This window comes from Desulfocicer niacini, assembly GCF_054657595.1.
Genome location: NZ_BAAHYK010000030.1, coordinates 64795 through 81496 on the forward strand (window position 1 = coordinate 64795; position 16702 = coordinate 81496).

13 protein-coding genes, 1 pseudogene and 1 riboswitch are annotated in these 16702 nt (G+C 49.4%); of the genes and pseudogenes, 9 read left to right on the top strand and 5 right to left on the bottom strand.

Annotation, left to right across the window (positions count from 1 at the left end):
- Window positions 1-266: 266 nt before the first annotated feature.
- Window positions 267-734: a universal stress protein gene (locus ACYQ2M_RS16335; protein WP_459917431.1), complete on the top strand. Its 468-nt coding sequence runs from the start codon at window positions 267-269 to the stop codon at window positions 732-734.
- A 17-nt stretch (window positions 735-751) separates the two neighbouring features.
- A complete protein-coding gene (locus ACYQ2M_RS16340) occupies window positions 752-1303 on the top strand; it encodes a GAF domain-containing protein (protein ID WP_459917432.1) in 552 nt (183 codons plus the stop codon).
- A 133-nt stretch (window positions 1304-1436) separates the two neighbouring features.
- Here ACYQ2M_RS16340 and ACYQ2M_RS16345 read toward each other — a convergent pair whose 3' ends face one another.
- Window positions 1437-3260, bottom strand: a complete 1824-nt coding sequence (locus tag ACYQ2M_RS16345; protein WP_459917433.1) for an aldehyde ferredoxin oxidoreductase family protein — start codon at window positions 3258-3260, stop codon at window positions 1437-1439.
- A 322-nt stretch (window positions 3261-3582) separates the two neighbouring features.
- Here ACYQ2M_RS16345 and ACYQ2M_RS16350 point away from each other — a divergent pair, with 322 nt between their 5' ends.
- Window positions 3583-4470: a sugar phosphate isomerase/epimerase family protein gene (locus ACYQ2M_RS16350; RefSeq protein ID WP_459917434.1), complete on the top strand. Its 888-nt coding sequence runs from the start codon at window positions 3583-3585 to the stop codon at window positions 4468-4470.
- Window positions 4471-4575: 105 nt separating this feature from the next.
- On the opposite strand, the gene uvrA is transcribed toward ACYQ2M_RS16350, so the two are convergent.
- From uvrA to ACYQ2M_RS16365, 3 genes are all read right to left on the bottom strand, one after another.
- Window positions 4576-7497, bottom strand: a complete 2922-nt coding sequence (gene uvrA / locus ACYQ2M_RS16355) for an excinuclease ABC subunit UvrA (RefSeq protein WP_459917435.1) — start codon at window positions 7495-7497, stop codon at window positions 4576-4578.
- A gap of 282 nt (window positions 7498-7779) precedes the next feature.
- Window positions 7780-8982 (bottom strand): trans-sulfuration enzyme family protein, encoded by a 1203-nt coding sequence (locus ACYQ2M_RS16360; protein WP_459917436.1) that lies wholly within the window; start codon window positions 8980-8982, stop codon window positions 7780-7782.
- Between the two features lie 96 nt (window positions 8983-9078).
- The gene (locus ACYQ2M_RS16365) at window positions 9079-10326 is read right to left on the bottom strand and encodes a methyltransferase domain-containing protein (RefSeq protein WP_459917437.1); all 1248 of its coding nucleotides are present in this window, start codon (window positions 10324-10326) and stop codon (window positions 9079-9081) included.
- Window positions 10327-10723: 397 nt separating this feature from the next.
- Between ACYQ2M_RS16365 and ACYQ2M_RS16370 the strand changes: the two genes are divergently transcribed.
- From ACYQ2M_RS16370 to ACYQ2M_RS16380, 3 genes and pseudogenes are all read left to right on the top strand, one after another.
- Window positions 10724-11101: an ArsR/SmtB family transcription factor gene (locus tag ACYQ2M_RS16370; protein ID WP_459917438.1), complete on the top strand. Its 378-nt coding sequence runs from the start codon at window positions 10724-10726 to the stop codon at window positions 11099-11101.
- Between the two features lie 59 nt (window positions 11102-11160).
- On the top strand, window positions 11161-12231 hold the full coding sequence (locus tag ACYQ2M_RS16375) for an SO_0444 family Cu/Zn efflux transporter (protein ID WP_459917439.1): 1071 nt from the start codon (window positions 11161-11163) through the stop codon (window positions 12229-12231).
- A 65-nt stretch (window positions 12232-12296) separates the two neighbouring features.
- Window positions 12297-12581: pseudogene (locus ACYQ2M_RS16380) on the top strand (ArsC family (seleno)protein); the annotation flags it as partial.
- A 315-nt stretch (window positions 12582-12896) separates the two neighbouring features.
- Here the strand turns inward: ACYQ2M_RS16380 and ACYQ2M_RS16385 are convergent.
- Window positions 12897-14078, bottom strand: coding sequence for a BaiN/RdsA family NAD(P)/FAD-dependent oxidoreductase (locus tag ACYQ2M_RS16385; protein WP_459917440.1), 1182 nt, complete (start codon window positions 14076-14078; stop codon window positions 12897-12899).
- 395 nt (window positions 14079-14473) lie between these two features.
- On the opposite strand from ACYQ2M_RS16385, the gene ACYQ2M_RS16390 reads away from it, so the two are divergent.
- The 3 genes from ACYQ2M_RS16390 (at window position 14474) to ACYQ2M_RS16400 (ending at window position 16679) form a co-directional block, all read left to right on the top strand.
- Window positions 14474-14707 carry a glutaredoxin family protein gene (locus tag ACYQ2M_RS16390; protein WP_459917441.1) on the top strand — a complete coding sequence of 78 codons (234 nt, stop codon included), beginning with the start codon at window positions 14474-14476 and terminating at the stop codon, window positions 14705-14707.
- A gap of 197 nt (window positions 14708-14904) precedes the next feature.
- Window positions 14905-15016, top strand: a riboswitch (TPP riboswitch).
- Between the two features lie 188 nt (window positions 15017-15204).
- A complete protein-coding gene (locus ACYQ2M_RS16395; protein WP_459917442.1) occupies window positions 15205-15939 on the top strand; it encodes an ABC transporter ATP-binding protein in 735 nt (244 codons plus the stop codon).
- The gene (locus tag ACYQ2M_RS16400) at window positions 15936-16679 is read left to right on the top strand and encodes an ABC transporter permease (protein ID WP_459917443.1); all 744 of its coding nucleotides are present in this window, start codon (window positions 15936-15938) and stop codon (window positions 16677-16679) included. Before ACYQ2M_RS16395 ends, ACYQ2M_RS16400 begins: the two co-directional genes overlap by 4 nt.
- Window positions 16680-16702: the final 23 nt, after the last annotated feature.

Consider the following 16702-nt stretch of genomic DNA (forward strand, 5'->3'; position numbering starts at 1 on the left):
GGTTTCGCCCCGGCTTTGGGCGATAACGCCAATAACACAAGCCTGACCCCATTCTCGCACTTCCGGTCAGCAGGTGGAGGACCTTGGTCATTTTTCTGCCGGTCGGGACTTGTGACTCCACGGCGCCTGGCAATCTTTCAATGGGTCAGACTTGGCGGGTGTTCTGCCGGGCATCGTGGCTTTCAGGAGTCTTCATGTCACTGCATACAGGGTGTTCATCTTAAAAAGAGGTTGTGGCAATTTTTCATTGAAGAAAGGAGGACAAGATGATCAATAAGAATATTCTCATTCCTTTGAGTTTGACTCTCAACGATGAAAAGTCTTTGAATTTTATCATTAATCGTTTTTCCATGGACACAGCGGTTACACTCACCCTTTTTCATGCCTATACTCCTGTTCTGGAAATTGATGTACGAAATAACCCCATCATGGAGAAAATGAATCAAAACTTGAGCTATCAAAGGGGGGTTTTGGATGATAAGAAAGCAGCACTTCAGCAGACAAAGGTCAGGCTTTTGACTAAGGGGTTCAACAAGACACAGGTACAGTGTGTTTTCATACCCATTAAAATGGATGTGGCCCAGGGAATTCTAAGATTTGCAAAGGCGGAGGGTGTGGATTTGATTGTTCTGAGCAGAACCCCCAGCCGGGTGATCCGTTTTTTCAGTCCCAGTGTTTCAAAAAAAGTGGCTGGCAGTATTGGCAAGGGCGTTGAAGTGATTATTCTGACTTGATTTAAAAGGAGGAACCCATGTCGTCACATAATAAAATTGATCTGGATATTTACCAGTTTATTCTGGAAACAGTGACATCGTCCAATACTTTAGATGCCATGAGTAATCAGCTCATTCAGCTGCTCATCGGCAGCATGAAAGTGAAAGGTGCCACGTTGTTTGTGCTGAACGCCATGGAAGGCGAACTGGAAATTGTGGCTACCCAGGGGCTTAGCGCCGATTATCTTAATAAAGGTCCCATCCTGGTGGATAAGAGTATAGAGATTCCCTCCAACCGGGAGACCGTGATCATCCCTGATACCCATGCATCTGATAAACTTCAGTATCCTGAAAAGGCAAAACAGGAGGGAATTCGTGCCATTGTTTCTTTGCCCATTAATGTAAAGGGCAAAACCATTGGGGCATTACGCTTGTATCATTCTGAGGTGTGGACAATCACCCCACTTGAAAAAAGCCTGCTGGAATTGCTGGCCTTGAATCTTGGGATGGCGTTGAAATATTTTCGTCTGATCACCACGGTTGAAAGCATCAGAGAAACCCTGGCTGATGTGCATCCGGTGTGGCTGTGAACTTATATTCTTATCTTTGATTTTTGTGTTATTTGGGCTACAGAATCAGAAAACCTTTTTGGTTCTGGCTTGTCCAGGTTAGGGGTTGGTTGTTCCAATCCTATGATGTTGATGCCCTAACCCAGGTTTACATTTATTCCAGGTCATCCGGCGGAACGCCGTTGCTGTCCCAGCCCATGGCGCTGTAGAAATCCTGGACCATGCCCTGAACCGTTTTTTCTGAAAGGATGCTTTTTTCTGTGTTGAAAAACATTTCCGGCAGGGTGTCTTCCGCCTTTTCCGGGGCATGGCGAAGGTTGAATTTTCGTTCCAGTGCCGCCACACGGGCGGCGGCACTGAAAAGCGTCTCCGGTGTTATGGTTTCTCCGATGAGTCCTGACACCAGGGATGCTTCATATTCCAGGTTAAATGTGCCAAGCAGAGACAGCACCGGTACCTTGCAAAGCCCCAGACAATCCACCATTATATTAACCAGAACTGCTCGTTTCACCAGCGCACCTTTGCCACCTGGCAGGGTGATATCCACGGCATCTGCCGTGCCAAATGCCTCCATTGCTTTTTCCGGCGGCCATCCATACTCTAAGGATGCATATACATTGTTGTAATCTCCGCCCCTGCTTGAAATGGCATATCCCAGGGCTGACCCCATGATGGCCCCGGGGTTGTAGGCGGTGAGTTCCAGCCCCTTGACATGGGCGGCAAATTTTTCCGATCCTTTCCCGATGATTTGGGCGGCCCTCATGACTCCCTGGGAGAGCAAAGTGCCAAGTGGCCCCTGGTTTCTGGCCATCTGCCGGATGATGCTTTCCATTGCGCTGGCATTGCCCCAGGTCAGGTCCAGTCCGTCTGTATCATTTTTTGTTAAAATTCCCCGTTCAAACAGATCCATGGCAAAGGCGATGGTGGTGGCGGCGGAGGTGGAGTCCATGCCCAGCCGGGTGCACAGATTATCCAGATGTACCACCGCGTCGATCTCCTTGAGTCCGCATTTGGAACCCAGATTAATCATGGGCTCAAATTCCGGGCGGTGGGCGGTTTCCCCCTTATGATTTCCTTTGGATAAAACAAGCTGGGCTTTGCATTGCACCGGGCAGCCAAAACATCCTCTTTTTTTAACCACATCTTCCACCAGATGCTTTCCATCCAGCTGATCCATTTCCTGAAAGGTGCTGTCACGGTAGTTGTAGGCGGAAATGATACCCTTGTCATTGGCCCAGTTTACATATCCGGCCCCCCCCAGTCGGGAAAAAATATCAAAATTAGATGTGGCTTTCAAGGCATCCACGTAGGCCTTGTTGGCCCGGCGGAAGGCCTCGGCATTGGGGTTTTGAAGTTTGCGGTGCCCCTTTTCAATGCCAATAACCTTCAGGTTTTTGGCACCCATCACAGCCCCCATACCTGTGCGGCCAGCGGCGTGGTCATTGCCGCTGATGATGTTGGCAAATCGGCATCCGTTTTCGCCGGCCGTGCCGATGGTGAACATTTTGGGCTGTTTTCCTTTTTCTGTTGCCAGCCGTTCCTGGGTCTCCATGGCATCCAGTCCCCACAGGGACGCTGCATCCCGAAGTTCGGCCGTGTTTTCATTTATGTGGAGCCACACAGGGGCTTTACTTTTACCGGTGATGATAAGGCTCATGATACCACAGGATCTCAGCCAGGCCCCTGCCGATCCACCGATGTTGGAACTGCCCAGCATGCCGGTCATGGGGGATAGGGCATTGATGTGAAGCCGGGCACCTGTGGGGGCGGAGGTACCTGTGAGCATACCGCAGGAAAAAATAAGAATGTTTTCTGCATCCAGGGCATCAATCCCCTTGGGGAGGTGATGGTACAGGTGATGGACATTGAACCCCCTTCCGGTGAGAAATCCATAAAAGTTTTTTTCTGGAAAAGGGGTGGTCTTGATTATACCTGTGGTTAAATCAATGTACAGTATGGTGCCGAAGTAAATACTCAAGGTATTTTTTCCTTTATGGTGTTTTGATCAAGTTTCTCCTGCCATTTAAAACAGTGCCGGAACATGTCAATGAGATTCAGGTGGGAAATTGAAAAATTGATGTTATTTTTTTAAAAATCAATATACACATTAATCATGATTTTTTGAATATTAAACCCTTTTTTTAATGGAACCATTAGTTCGTAAATATTCGGGTTGCTATTGTATCTGTCTGGGCAGTGCCCCATATTTACCACAATTATTTATTTGCCCATAACATGTTTATCCATGGCTGTCCCTGTTACGATCAAGCCCTGATCATAAATCAAGAAAGGAAATAAAAATGAAAATCGGCTTGCACACCTATAGCCTTAATCTGCATGGCATCGGCCAGGACTGGGCCGGATTCGAATGGCCCTGGCCCCGACAGATATCCACATTTCAATTGATGGACATGGTGGTGGATCTGGATCTGGAGGGTATTCATCTGGATGACGGGGTGCTTGAAACCCTGGATATAAATTTTCTCAAAGAGGTGGGGGCCGCGGCCCGGGAGCGGAATCTCTATCTTGAATATAATTTTTCCATGGATTTTGGGAAATTTGGCATCGGTATCCAGCACGATTTATCAGAGGCCCTGCACACGGCCCAGGCCATGGGGGCGGATATTGTCAAGGTGAGCATGGATATTAAACGGCCCCGGCCAGTGTCTGCCAGTCGATTTCATCCGGACGTGGTACAGCAGATGACGGCCTTTTCCAGCCAGCTCAAGCAGGTGGCCCCCCTGGCACGGGACATGGGCATCCGCATTGCCGTGGAAAACCATTGCGACAGTTTTTCCGAGGAAATCCTCTGGCTCCTGAAGCAGGTGGATCATCCCTCGGTGGGGGCCTGCATTGACACCGTCAACGCCCTGCACGTCACCGAAGATCCCATGACCGCCATTGCAAATCTGGCACCCCGGGCCTTTACAAACCATTTTCGGGATGACCGCATTGAGTTCCAGCGCTGGGGGTTCAAGCTGATTGGTGAGGCCGTGGGTGAGGGCGACATCGACATGAAGCGCGCCTATGAAATTTTCCGGGATCACTCGAGCATGGATCGCATCAACATTGAGACGGAGCTTGAGACACCCCTTGATGACATGGAAAAGGCCATGGAAATGGAGGTGGATGCCATCCGCAGGAGCGTCGTCTATTGCCGGGAGGTACTGGGTATCCGACGGGAGTAACAGGATGCGTCCGGGTATGGTTACTACATGGGGCATCCATCACTGCTGTGGAACCGCAGTCCCAACCGGATGAATAATCCCCATAAGGCAAGCCAGACCCCGTTTTTAGAGCACTTGATTCAGGTAATATCCGGTATGGCTTTTTTTTGATTTTGCCACCTTTTCCGGTGCACCCTGGGCCACGATTTTACCCCCCTGGCTGCCCCCTTCCGGACCCAGATCAATGAGCCAGTCCATGGTTTTAATGACATCCAGGTTGTGCTCAATGACCAGTACCGTGTTTCCCGAATCCCGCAGTCGCTTTAACACTTCAAGCAGCATGCGGATGTCCCTGAAATGCAGCCCGGTGGTGGGTTCATCCAATATATACAGGGTCTGCCCCGTGTCCCGCTTGGCCAGCTCCCGGGCCAGCTTGATGCGCTGGGCCTCCCCGCCGGACAAGGTGGTGGCCGCCTGGCCCAATTTAATGTAGGAGAGCCCCACATCCATGAGGGTCTGCAGTATCCGGGTGATTTTCGGGTGGCTGGCAAACAGTTCCATGGCCTCCACCACGGACAGTTCAAGAATATCGGCAATGGAGTGGTCCCGGTATTTGATCTCCAATGTGGCCTGGTTAAACCGTTTGCCCTTGCACACCTCGCAGGGGACAAATACGTCTGCCAGAAAATGCATCTCCACCTTGATATATCCATCTCCATGGCAGGATTCGCAGCGTCCCCCCTTGACATTGAACGAGTAGCGCCCTTTTTGATAGCCCCTGGCCCGGGATTCCGGGAGCAGGGCAAACAGATCTCTTATGGGATCAAACACTTTGGTGTAGGTGGCCGGATTGCTCCGGGGGGTTCGGCCGATGGGTTTCTGGTCGATGTTGATGATCTTGTCCATCAGCGACAGACCCGTGATTTTTCTGTGTTTGCCCACCTCCAGGGTGGCGTTGTGCAGTTTTCTTGCCAGGGCAGGGTAGAGGATCTGGTTGATGAGGGTGGATTTGCCAGCCCCGGAGACCCCGGTGATGCCAACCATAAGTCCCAGGGGTATTTTTACATTAATGTTCTGCAGATTATTTTCGGCGGCCCGGTGGATGGTGATCCAGTGATCATTGTCTTTTTCTGGTTTTTTTCGGGTTGCGGGGATCTCAATCTTTTCACTGCCGTTTAAAAAGGCACCGGTCACTGAAGCCGGGTTGTTGCGGATCTCCTCGGGGGTGCCCTGGGCAATGACCTGTCCCCCAAGTCTGCCAGCCCCGGGGCCGATGTCCAGAATCCAGTCCGCCTGTTGCATGGTCTCTTCATCATGCTCCACCACAATGAGGGTGTTGCCGATGTCCCGTAAATGGCGCAGGGTTTTCAAGAGCTTGGCATTGTCCCTCTGGTGCAGGCCAATGGAGGGTTCGTCCAGGATATAAAGCACCCCGGTGAGTTCCGATCCCACCTGGGAGGCCAGGCGGATGCGCTGGGATTCCCCCCCGGACAGGGTGGGACCCTTGCGATCCAGGGAGAGATAATCCAGCCCCACATTCACCAGAAAGCCTAATCTATTGGTGATCTCCTTGAGAAGTTCCCCGGCAATGAGCTGTTTGTTGCCGGAAAGTTCAAGGGTGCGGATGAAATCATGGGCCTGGCGAATGGTCATCTCGGTGATGTCAATGATGGATTTTCCCTCAATGAACACATGGAGCACCTCGGGCTTTAATCGTTTTCCCCCGCAGGCGGTGCAGGTGCGTTCCGCCATGAAGTTGGCGTAATATTTTTTGGCTCCTTCGGACTGGGTCGTGCGGTAGCGGCGCATCAGGGTGTTCATGACGCCTTCGTGGGTTCTTTCCACTTCGCCTTTTATCTTCTCCGAGTTCCAGGTCACCGTCAATGTCCTGTTACCGGCCCCTCTAAGGATCAGATCCTGCTGTTTTTTTGGGAGATCCTTCCAGGGCGTATCAAATCCAATGCCCCACTGCTCTTCCATGGCCAGCAGCTGGCCCAGGCCCCAGGCATTGTTGTGGTCGTTGTATTTGCTTTTCTTTAAAAAATAGTTTTTCCAGGGCACCACAGCTCCCTGGCGGATGGTGAGCATGGGGTCCGGCACAATTTTATCCGGGTCCATGGACAGCAATGTACCGATGCCGTTGCAGGCAGGGCACATTCCCAGGGGGGAGTTGAATGAAAACAGGCTGGGTTCGGGTTCAGGGTAGGCAATGCCGCAGCAGGAGCGGGCCTCGCTCATCTTCATGTCTTCCCTGCCGGGTATGTGAACGATGAGTTCACTGTTGCCAAGCTTCAGGGTTGCTTCCACGGAGTCGGTGAGGCGTTTTTTAAACACCTCGTCTTCCTTGATCACCAGGCGGTCCACCACCACTTCTATGTTGTGCTTTTTATGCCGGGCCAGGGTCTGGACATCTTCAATGTTTTGCACCACACCGTCAATGCGGATACGGGCATAGCCCTCTTTTTTCAGGTTTTCCAGCATTTCCTTGTGTTCGCCCTTGCGGTTTTCCACAATGGGGGCCAGCAGCATGATTTTAGAAGATCGGGGAAGTTCAAGAAGCTGGGTGACCATGCTCTGGGCATTACCCCTTCCCACCTTTTTACCGCACTTTATGCAATACTGCTCTCCGATGCGGGCAAATAGCACCCTGAGATAATCATAAATTTCGGTGATGGTACCCACGGTGGACCGGGGATTTTTACTGGCTGCCTTCTGTTCAATGGCAATGGTGGGGGACAACCCCCTGATGGTTTCGTACCTGGGTTTGACCATCTGGCCGATGAACTGCCGGGCATAGGCAGACAGCGATTCCACGTAGCGTCGCTGCCCTTCGGCAAAGATGGTGTCAAAGGCCAAGCTGGATTTTCCAGAGCCTGAGACACCTGTGAACACTATGAGTTTCTTTTTGGGGAGCTCCACATCTATGTTTTTCAGGTTGTGCTCCCGGGCACCTTTTACGATGATGGCATTGAGTTCCCGGCTGCTGTACGCCTCATTGAATACATCGGTTTCGGGGACGGTATGGATGGAAGCAAGATTTCCTTTCATGTGCGATATAGGCTCCTGTTCTATGGGATACTGGTATGTGGTCATGTCAGGAAAACATGATAATCACATCCCAGGAATTGTAAAGATGACCCCAGGTAGGCAGGAAGAGATGCAAGATGCGGTATGTCAGTGATGTTGATGGGTAGAATTAAGGGCTTTTGATATATATTTTCAATGGGTTAAATATTGAGATTCCCAGAAAGTTCATGCCTGAGCATCTGGCCTGATTTAACCCATTTTAAATATATTAAATAATACTGTGTGGTACTTTGGGGCAGAATATCAGGGCATTATTGCAAGGGCCTGGTCAAGATCGGCAATGATGTCATCGGGATGTTCAAGTCCCACGGACAGGCGAATTAGCCCTGGAGAAATTCCCGCTTTTTTCAAATCCTCCGGCGAGTAGGTGGCGTGGGTCATGGAGGCCGGGTGCTGGATCAGGGTTTCGCAATCTCCCAGACTGACAGCAAGGGTACACAGCTTCACCGCATTGAGTACTTTTTTCCCAGTTTCCATGCCACCTTTTACATCAAAGGACATGATCCCGCTGAATGCTTTCATTTGTTTGACGGCAATGTCATGATTGGCATGGGAGGGTAAACCCGGGTAATAGACCCGGCTGACACTGGGATGGGTATCAAGCCATCGGGCAATGGTCATGGCGGACTGACAATGCCGTTCCATACGCACCACAAGGGTCTTGATGCCTCGAAGAACCAGCCATGCATTAAAGGGACTCATGGATGGACCAAAATGATTGACATAGGCTTCACGGATTCTGGTGGTCATGGATTTTTCTCCGGCAATGACACCGCCGATGATATCCCCATGCCCCCCCAGGTATTTGGTGACGGAGTGGACCACAATATCCGCCCCCAGTTTTATGGGTTTCTGCAGCCAGGGGGATGCAAAGGTGTTGTCCACCACCAGGGGGATACCATGGTTTCCGGCAATGGATGCCCACAGGGCAATGTCTATGATATCAAGGGTGGGATTGGCAGGGGTTTCCATATAAAGTAGTCGGGTTTTTTCATCGATCAGGGGCAGAATGTTGACGGTGTCATTACTGTCCTTTGGCGAAAGAAAACGGGTTTCAATGTTAAAGTTGGTAAGGTGATTGTGGAACAGGGCAAAGGTGCCGCCATACACCGCATTGCAGGCAATAATATTATCCCCGGGACGGGCAAGGGACATGACCACCGATGCCACGGCGGACATGCCGGAGGATGTGGCAATGGCATCCTGGGTACCTTCAAGCAGGGCGATTTTTTCCTGGAGTTGATCCACGGTGGGATTGGAGATGCGCGAATAGAGATATCCCTCCCGGCTGCCTGCAAATACCTCCTGGGCGTGGGGCTGGTCTGTGAATTTAAAGGTGGATGTCATGTGAATGGGAGGAACCAGATCCATGCTGGTAGTGTGACATTGGCTGATGCCGTGTACGATGATGGTTTCTTCTTTTGCGGTGCTATGGTTTTTTGACATAACATCCTCCTTATATTCGATGCTCAAGTTTTTTCTGCCAATTTTACGAGAATGGGGTCAGGCTGGTGTGCTTAAATATCGATTGCTAAATACTGCCTAAGCATTAAAGAAACAGCCGGTATGGTGCCCGAATTCTCCCGGGAGATCCTCATTGAAAATCAAGATCCAGATATCTCCTTCCATCTCCTTGCCTCTTTCCTTTCGGATGCATTCTGCTTTAATGGCCTTGCATTCAAAACCATAGGTATTGGCAATTGTTTTAATGTATTGTCTTGAATGGGCGTAGCGGCCGCTGGCCTGAAGTTTATATCCTTTTCCAGCAAGGCTTTCTGTGGAAAAAACAAACAGTGTTCGGGGACGGATACATTGGCTGATGGCGGTAAACAGGGGCGGCAACTTTCCTATGTAAACCAGCACATCAGATGCAATAAAAAGGTCAAATGTCTCGTTGCAGATGCTGGGCAGTTCCAGGATATTACCCACATGCAATGCATCGTAAATGGATTTCTGACGGGAGATTTCAACCATTTTAGGGGCCAGATCAATGCCCGTCAGGCGGTTGCATTTTTTTTTAAATACCGTGCCGCCAAGGCCGGTACCACAGCCCAGGTCCAGGGCATTATCAAATTTGCGATGGGACGCATCTGTGGTATTTAACAGATTCACCATCAACTCCGGTACCCGATAATCAAGACCCTTTAGCATGTGACGGTCATAGGCGCTTGACCCCGGATCAAAAAGAGCTTTTACATATGTTTCGGGGGCGGCATCTGTGTTTTTTCCTTCAAGGGCGGCCAGCATGTGTTTTGCCCTCATGTTTTGTGGTTCCATTTCACAGAGCACCTGGAAATTGAAAATGGCGGATTGGATTTCCCCCAGTATGCTTTGCAGGGTGCCAAGTTTGAGATAGAGTTCCGGAAGGGAGGGGTTGATGGTGATGGCCCGGCTGAAACATGCCGCTGCTGCCCGGATGCGGTGCTGTCCTTCCATGAAATTGCCAAGGTTTATAAGGATATCGATATTCCCCGGCGCCAGTTGCACTGCTTTTAAAAATGCGTTTTCCGCAGGTTTGAATTTTTTCATTTTTATGAAAGTTTTTGCCAGGGCAAAATAATCGCTTGCCTTGTCTTCATGTTTTTTTAATGCCCGTTGAAAATATCCTGCTGCCTGGGCAAAATTTTGTTTTTCAAAGGCAATGTCTCCCATCAGGTGCAGGGTGTCTGCATGGCAGGGCCATTGCTGGAGTATCTCTTTGCAGCAGCAAAGGGCCTGAGCCTGATGATTATGGGCGAAAAGGTCTGATGCGTGTTGATAATTTTTTTGCAGGGTGTTGTGTGTTTTCATGGATGAGCCCTCCGTTGAAGGGAAGCTGTTGTTGATCAGCATATTGATTTAATTATAGGGGAATGGGGTTAAAAAGACAACTTTTAAGCTACCATGCCTTCCGGCATTTACTATGTGTTTTTTAACTGTTCTTTTACATCGCCGTAAAATAATTGTTGATTATATGAATAAATGTTCATATAATATTTTAATGTTTGGACAGTATTGATTGTTGGAGTCTATCTCTGATTTTCGTGTTATTTTGCAAAGAGAATCAGAAAACATGTTTAATTCTGGCTTGTCCAGGTTGATGTTTGACTGTTTATTTAGTGGACTTGGTCACAAGCCTGACCCCGTTGGTCCAGCAATTGTGACACGTGGTCCATGTTGTGACCAAGCCCGATTTAGAGGAATAAAAATGAGAAAGATCAAGGATGTAAGATCGGAGCTATGCCAGATTCAATGTGTTCATCCGGAAGCCGTGGAACGGGTAAAAGAAAAAATGCCAGCCCGTCAGGTTTTAATGGATCTGGCTGATTTTTTTAAAGTTTTCGGAGATCACACCCGTATTCGTATCCTCAATGCCCTGTACGAGCAAGAGTTGTGTGTGTGTGATCTGGTGGAAGTGCTGGGCATGAATCAGTCGGCGGTATCCCATCAGCTTAGAGTGTTGCGGGGGGCAAAGGTGGTGAAATTTCGCAAAGAGGGAAAGATGGTTTATTACAGCCTGGATGATGACCATGTGCGTGAACTTTTAAGTGATGGATTGGCCCATATTCAGGAAGAGCAAGCCTGACCCTGTTTTTTTTTACGCTTTTCATATGAATGTATTATCATATATTGATTGGAGAGATCATGGTTGACACAATTTATAATATTATAACCGCATGTTGGGGCATTCTTCTTGAATCCTCCCCATTTATTTTGTTTGGTTTTTTCATGGCAGGGCTGCTCAAGGCATTCATTCCCAATGATTTTATCCAGAAACATCTGGGGCAGGGGAAAGCCTCAAGCGTTCTCAAAGCATCGATGTTTGGTGTACCCATTCCCCTTTGCAGCTGTGGGGTGATTCCTGCAGCGGCGGGATTGCGGGAGCAGGGGGCAAGTAAGGGCGCCACCGCCTCTTTTCTGATTTCCACGCCGGAAACGGGGGTGGATTCCATTGCGGTGACCTATGCTCTGCTGGACCCTGTAATGACGGTGATCCGGCCGGTGGCGGCATTTTTAACGGCACTCATCACAGGCATCGGGGTGAATCTGCTGGACAAAGCGCCCCCAACCCCCAAAGCCACGCCTTTTACCATGGCACCATCCTGCGGCTGCGGATCTCACAAGACAGAAAAGAAAACCATGGGGATTAAGTTAAAAGAGGGCATGGGGTTTGCCTTTGGGGATCTTCTGGAGGACATCGGCACCTGGCTGCTGGTGGGCATTGGTCTTGCCGGGGTTATAACGGTGTATATTTCTCCCCATTTCATTGAATCATATCTGGGGGATGGGCTTTTTTCCATGCTCGTCATGATTGCTCTGTCCACCCCCCTTTATGTGTGCGCCACCGCATCCACTCCCATTGCAGCGGCCCTGGCTTTAAAAGGGCTTTCACCAGGAGCTGCCCTGGTGTTTCTCCTGGCGGGACCGGCCACCAATATGGCCACCATCACCGTGGTGTCAAAGTTACTGGGGAAAAAAACCATGGTAATTTACCTGTCGGCCATTGTAATATGCTCCCTGGTTATGGGGTTACTGGTCAATGGAATCTATGGGTTTCTGGGGCTTGATATCAGTTCCTGGGTGCAGTCCCAGACCCATCAACACCATGGCCCGGTGGCCATATTGGCAGCGGTGACACTGCTGTTTCTTATTTTAAAACCCCTGGTGAAAAGGCTTGTGGCTAAGTCCACACACAAGGGGTGCAGCCATTGTTGATTCAGGAGGACAAGATGGACATAGAGTGGGCATATATTCGTAAGGGCTGAGCCTCATGTAAAAACGCCCAGGAGGTTCTTGGGGAAAAAGAAGTAACCATGAAAACGGTTGTGGATGCAAGAAAAGAGCGATTTGATGCCGATGCTGCCTGGGAAATGATCAAAGGCGCAGATATGGTTACAACGGCAAAGGGAAAAAAAGTTCAACATTGGAATCCGGCCACGGACGATAAAGATAAAATTTTAAAACAGGTGATGGGACCCAGTGGAAACCTCAGGGCTCCGACCCTTCGCCTGAAAAATCGTTTTATCATTGGCTTTAATGAGGATTTGTATAAAAACGGGTTGTAGCTGTTATGCCTTCGCCAATTTTTAAAATGTGGGCTTGGTCATAAGATGGGCCTTTCATCACAATTGGCGGAGCAACGGGGTCAGGCTTGTGTTATTGTGTTTTTGACAAGTGTCTAAGAATAAAGATAATTTTAAACGAAAACGCCAATAACGCAAGCCTGACCCCTCCCCAGGGTGGCCCATGTTGTGACCAAGGCCTAAAATGTGCTTTGGTCAGGAGGATAAGATTGAATATGTTGTGTGTTTATGATTTTGAGAGCACATCATATGCCTGATAAATTGATCCAGAATATAATTGGCGGAGGTATTTATTAATTAAACATATTGCCCCGCACACCATCCCGAAGACCATGCCCATTGGAGATTATACCCCCCCAGCCAGCCGGTGACATCCAGCACTTCACCCGTGAAAAATAGCCCCTTAACCTGACGGGTCTCCATGGTTTTTGAGGAGATCGCATCACAGTCCACTCCGCCCAGGGTCACTTCTGCTGTGCGGTATCCTTCGGTACCGCCGGGTTTTAGCTGCCATTGGTGAAGACTGTGGGCAATGGTTCTAAATTTATTATGGGAAAGGCCGTGCAGGGCTTGATCTGCCAGAGATTCATTCACCATGACTGTCACCAGCCGTTTTGGCAGGAAATCTGCCAGCAGAGACTTTACCTTTCGTTTGGGGGATGTTGACTGGGCCTCTATTAAAGTTTTTTCAAGATCAATGTCCGGCAGCAGGTTAATGGTCAGCTCTTCTCCAGGATGCCACAGGGAAGAAATCTGGAGAATGGCCGGGCCACTTAAACCCCTGTGGGTAAAGAGGATGCTCTCCCGAAAATGGTGTTGCCCCACCGTCACCGTGGCATCCACACTTATGCCGGGCAGATTTGACAATTTTGCTTTGTCAGGTGGTTGCAGGGTAAACGGAACCAGGCCGGCCCGGGTGGGCCACACCTTGATATTAAATTGTTCGGCAATGCGATACCCCAAAGGCGTGGCCCCGGCTCCGGGAATGGAAAGCCCACCCGTAGCCACCACCAGGGATTTCCCCTGGAAGACTCCCTGATTTGTTGAAATTGCAAAACCCCCGGATTCCATTTGACGGATTTTATCAATGGTGATCTCCAGCTGGATATCCACTTTGGCTTTTTTACACTCCTTTAAAAGCATCTCCATGATGTCTCCACTGCTGTTGTCGCAGAAGAGTTGACCATGATTGCGTTCATGATAAGGAATGTGGTGGGCGTTTATCATCTCCAGAAAATCCCATTGGGAAAAACGGCTCAGGGCTGATTTTACAAAATGAGGGTTGTGGGAGATGAAATTATCTGCCTCCACTCCGGTATTGGTGAAATTGCAACGTCCTCCGCCGGACATGAGAATTTTACGTCCCGGCTGTTTGCCATGGTCCAGCACCACCACCCGGCGTTGACGTCTGCCTGCTGCTATGGCACACATCAGGCCAGATGCCCCTGCCCCGATGATGATTACGTCTTTGTCTGTCATAAACTGTTTCCTGAATGTTTTTTAAAAATGAGGGGATTTCCTTTATGATTTACCCGATGATCTGGCATATATAGGGCTTGATCATAACATGGGCCAATCGTCATAAGTATTGGGTCAACGAGGTCAGGCGTGTATTATTGGCGTTATTGACCACAAGCCTGCGCAAACGCTAAAACCACCGATAATCCCAATAACGCAAGCCTCACCCCTTCCCAGGGGGGACCATGTTGTGACCAAGGCCCATATATAACATAGAACTTTATGTTTCAGAACTGGAATTATCCATGGGAAAACGTTATGGTATACCAGAATGGCAAATCTTGTGATCAGTCTCTCATGGTACAACGATGTCTGAATCATAATTACCCCATAATGATTAACTCAAGAGGAATTAAATGGCTGAATTGAAACTTTATATGACCTCCACCTGTCCCTATTGTAAAAAAGTACTTAATTTCATGAAACAAAATAACATTTCCATTCCCCTGGCAGATCGAGATTTCTCCCCTGAAAATCTACAAGCCTTGCTCGATATCGGTGGTAAAGCACAGGTACCGTGTCTTATTATAGATGGAACTGCCCTGTATGAGTCCGATGATATCATTGAATGGTTGAAGAAGAATAAATAACTGGCGTTGACAATCTTGTTGTGGCCATGATATTTCACAAAAACCAGTGCAAAATGCGTAAATATTCGGCTTTGCTCAGTAAATGTTTGGACAGTGCCCCATCTTCACCTGTTTGGGGCTGCGTAGCATACTAATGCTATGTGAGTAGGCCAAAACAGGTGAAGATGGAGTGCGGATCGAATATTTACCAAAATTCGATAGTAGGCTGGGGGAGCCGGTGGCAATCGGCTGAGAGGAGACTTGTATGTGTCTCGACTCCTGGAACCTGATCCAGATAATTCTGGCGAAGGAAAGTCTTTTTTTTGTTTTCCTCCCCTGTTCCTTCCCTTTGAAGTTTTCATATGACGACAATGTCGGCCTGCCGATACAAATAATGATGAAGATGGCATGATGCCGTCCTTAAAGGTCCGCCGTTCCGGTTCCCATGTGGCCCATGTTGTGACTAAGCACAAAAATTGCCATGGCCAGATTTTGTTTTTATCAGGTTCGAGGGGTGTATGCTTAAAATTTCAGGTGCAGCAAAAACATATGGGGCGCAGCCAATTTTTTCCCAGTTCTGCCTGACAGTGGGGCAGGGGCAGTTCAATGTCCTTGTGGGGCCTTCGGGGTGTGGAAAAAGTACCCTGTTTGACGGGTTGACCCATGTGATAAGCTTGGACCGGGGAGACATTTCCTGGAAGGGAAGTCCTTTGCCCCATCTGGGTAACCATGCCGCTTACATGCAGCAGAAAGATCTGTTGCTGCCCTGGTTTTCCCTGCTTGACAATGCTTTGTTGCCAGCAAAAGTCGGAAAAGCACCCATGCCTGAAATGACAGCAAGGGCAAAATTCCTTTTTAAGCGCATGGGACTTGCCGGTTATGAAACCTATCTGCCCCATGAGGTGTCCGGTGGGATGCGTCAGCGGTGTGCCCTTGTGAGAACGCTTATGTTTAATCGGGATCTGATCCTGCTGGATGAACCCCTGTCGGCCCTGGACGCCATCACCCGGCGACGGCTGCAATCCCTTCTTTTGCTGCTCCAGACAGAATTTAAAAAGACCATTCTTATGATCACCCATGACATTGAAGAGGCACTGCTTCTGGCCGATGAGGTGTATCTGCTCAGCCATTCCCCAATGGAGATTACCCGGCGGTTTGTGCTGGATCAAAAAAAACCCCGAAAGTTCACCGATCCCGGACTTATGGCCATCAAGGAACAGGTTTTGATACAGCTGGAGGAGAAAGAACTGTGACATCATCTGATTATCTTTCCCTGACCTTGGTGGTGTTGATTCTGGGGGTGTGGGAAGCTGCCACCCGGCTCATGGACATCCCGGTGTTCATACTGCCGCCGCCTTCCGTTATCCTGGTCACGGCGGTGACCCGGGCGTCGTTGATTTTTCCCCATGCGGTCATCACGCTTCTTGAAATAGTTCTGGGAATCGTGCTGGCCCTGTGCACGGCGGTACCCCTGGCCACCCTGATGTTTTCAAAACCGTCACTGGAAAAGGCGTTGGCTCCCTTTCTGGTGGCATCCCAGGCAGTGCCTGTTTTCGCCCTGGCGCCGCTTCTGGTGGTGTGGCTGGGATATGGTATTGCCTCCAAGGTGTTCATGGCCTGGATTATTATTTTTTTTCCCATCACGGTGAGTTTGCTGTCGGGGCTGAAAAATTGTGATCCCGCTTATCGGGTGTTGTTCCGGCTCATGGGGGCCTCTTTTTATGACACCTTCATGCGGCTTTACTGGCCCTGGGCATTGCCCCAGTTCTTTTCCGGTCTCAGGGTGGGAGTCTCTGTGGCCACCATCGGCGCGGTTATCGGTGAATGGGTGGGTGCCCAGCAGGGCCTGGGGTTTCTCATGATTCAGTCCAATGCCCGTCTCCAAGTGGATCTGGTGTTTGCCGCCATTCTCTGGTTGTCTGCCATGGGGCTTGGCATGTGGACCTTGGTGGGACTTGTTGAAAAAAGAATTGTAAAATGGAAACCAATATAACCCATATGGCAGACTATCCTGTT

Excerpts from the sequence above, each read along its gene's own strand:
- ACYQ2M_RS16350 (WP_459917434.1), top strand. The coding sequence starts at position 3,583 with ATGAAAATCGGCTTGCACACCTATAGCCTTAATCTGCATGGCATCGGC.
- ACYQ2M_RS16335 (WP_459917431.1), top strand. The coding sequence starts at position 267 with ATGATCAATAAGAATATTCTCATTCCTTTGAGTTTGACTCTCAACGAT.
- ACYQ2M_RS16360 (WP_459917436.1), bottom strand. The coding sequence starts at position 8,982 with ATGTCAAAAAACCATAGCACCGCAAAAGAAGAAACCATCATCGTACAC.
- ACYQ2M_RS16385 (WP_459917440.1), bottom strand. The coding sequence starts at position 14,078 with ATGACAGACAAAGACGTAATCATCATCGGGGCAGGGGCATCTGGCCTG.
- ACYQ2M_RS16370 (WP_459917438.1), top strand. The coding sequence starts at position 10,724 with ATGAGAAAGATCAAGGATGTAAGATCGGAGCTATGCCAGATTCAATGT.
- ACYQ2M_RS16395 (WP_459917442.1), top strand. The coding sequence starts at position 15,205 with ATGCTTAAAATTTCAGGTGCAGCAAAAACATATGGGGCGCAGCCAATT.
- uvrA (WP_459917435.1), bottom strand. The coding sequence starts at position 7,497 with ATGAAAGGAAATCTTGCTTCCATCCATACCGTCCCCGAAACCGATGTA.
- ACYQ2M_RS16365 (WP_459917437.1), bottom strand. The coding sequence starts at position 10,326 with ATGAAAACACACAACACCCTGCAAAAAAATTATCAACACGCATCAGAC.
- ACYQ2M_RS16340 (WP_459917432.1), top strand. The coding sequence starts at position 752 with ATGTCGTCACATAATAAAATTGATCTGGATATTTACCAGTTTATTCTG.
- ACYQ2M_RS16375 (WP_459917439.1), top strand. The coding sequence starts at position 11,161 with ATGGTTGACACAATTTATAATATTATAACCGCATGTTGGGGCATTCTT.
- ACYQ2M_RS16390 (WP_459917441.1), top strand. The coding sequence starts at position 14,474 with ATGGCTGAATTGAAACTTTATATGACCTCCACCTGTCCCTATTGTAAA.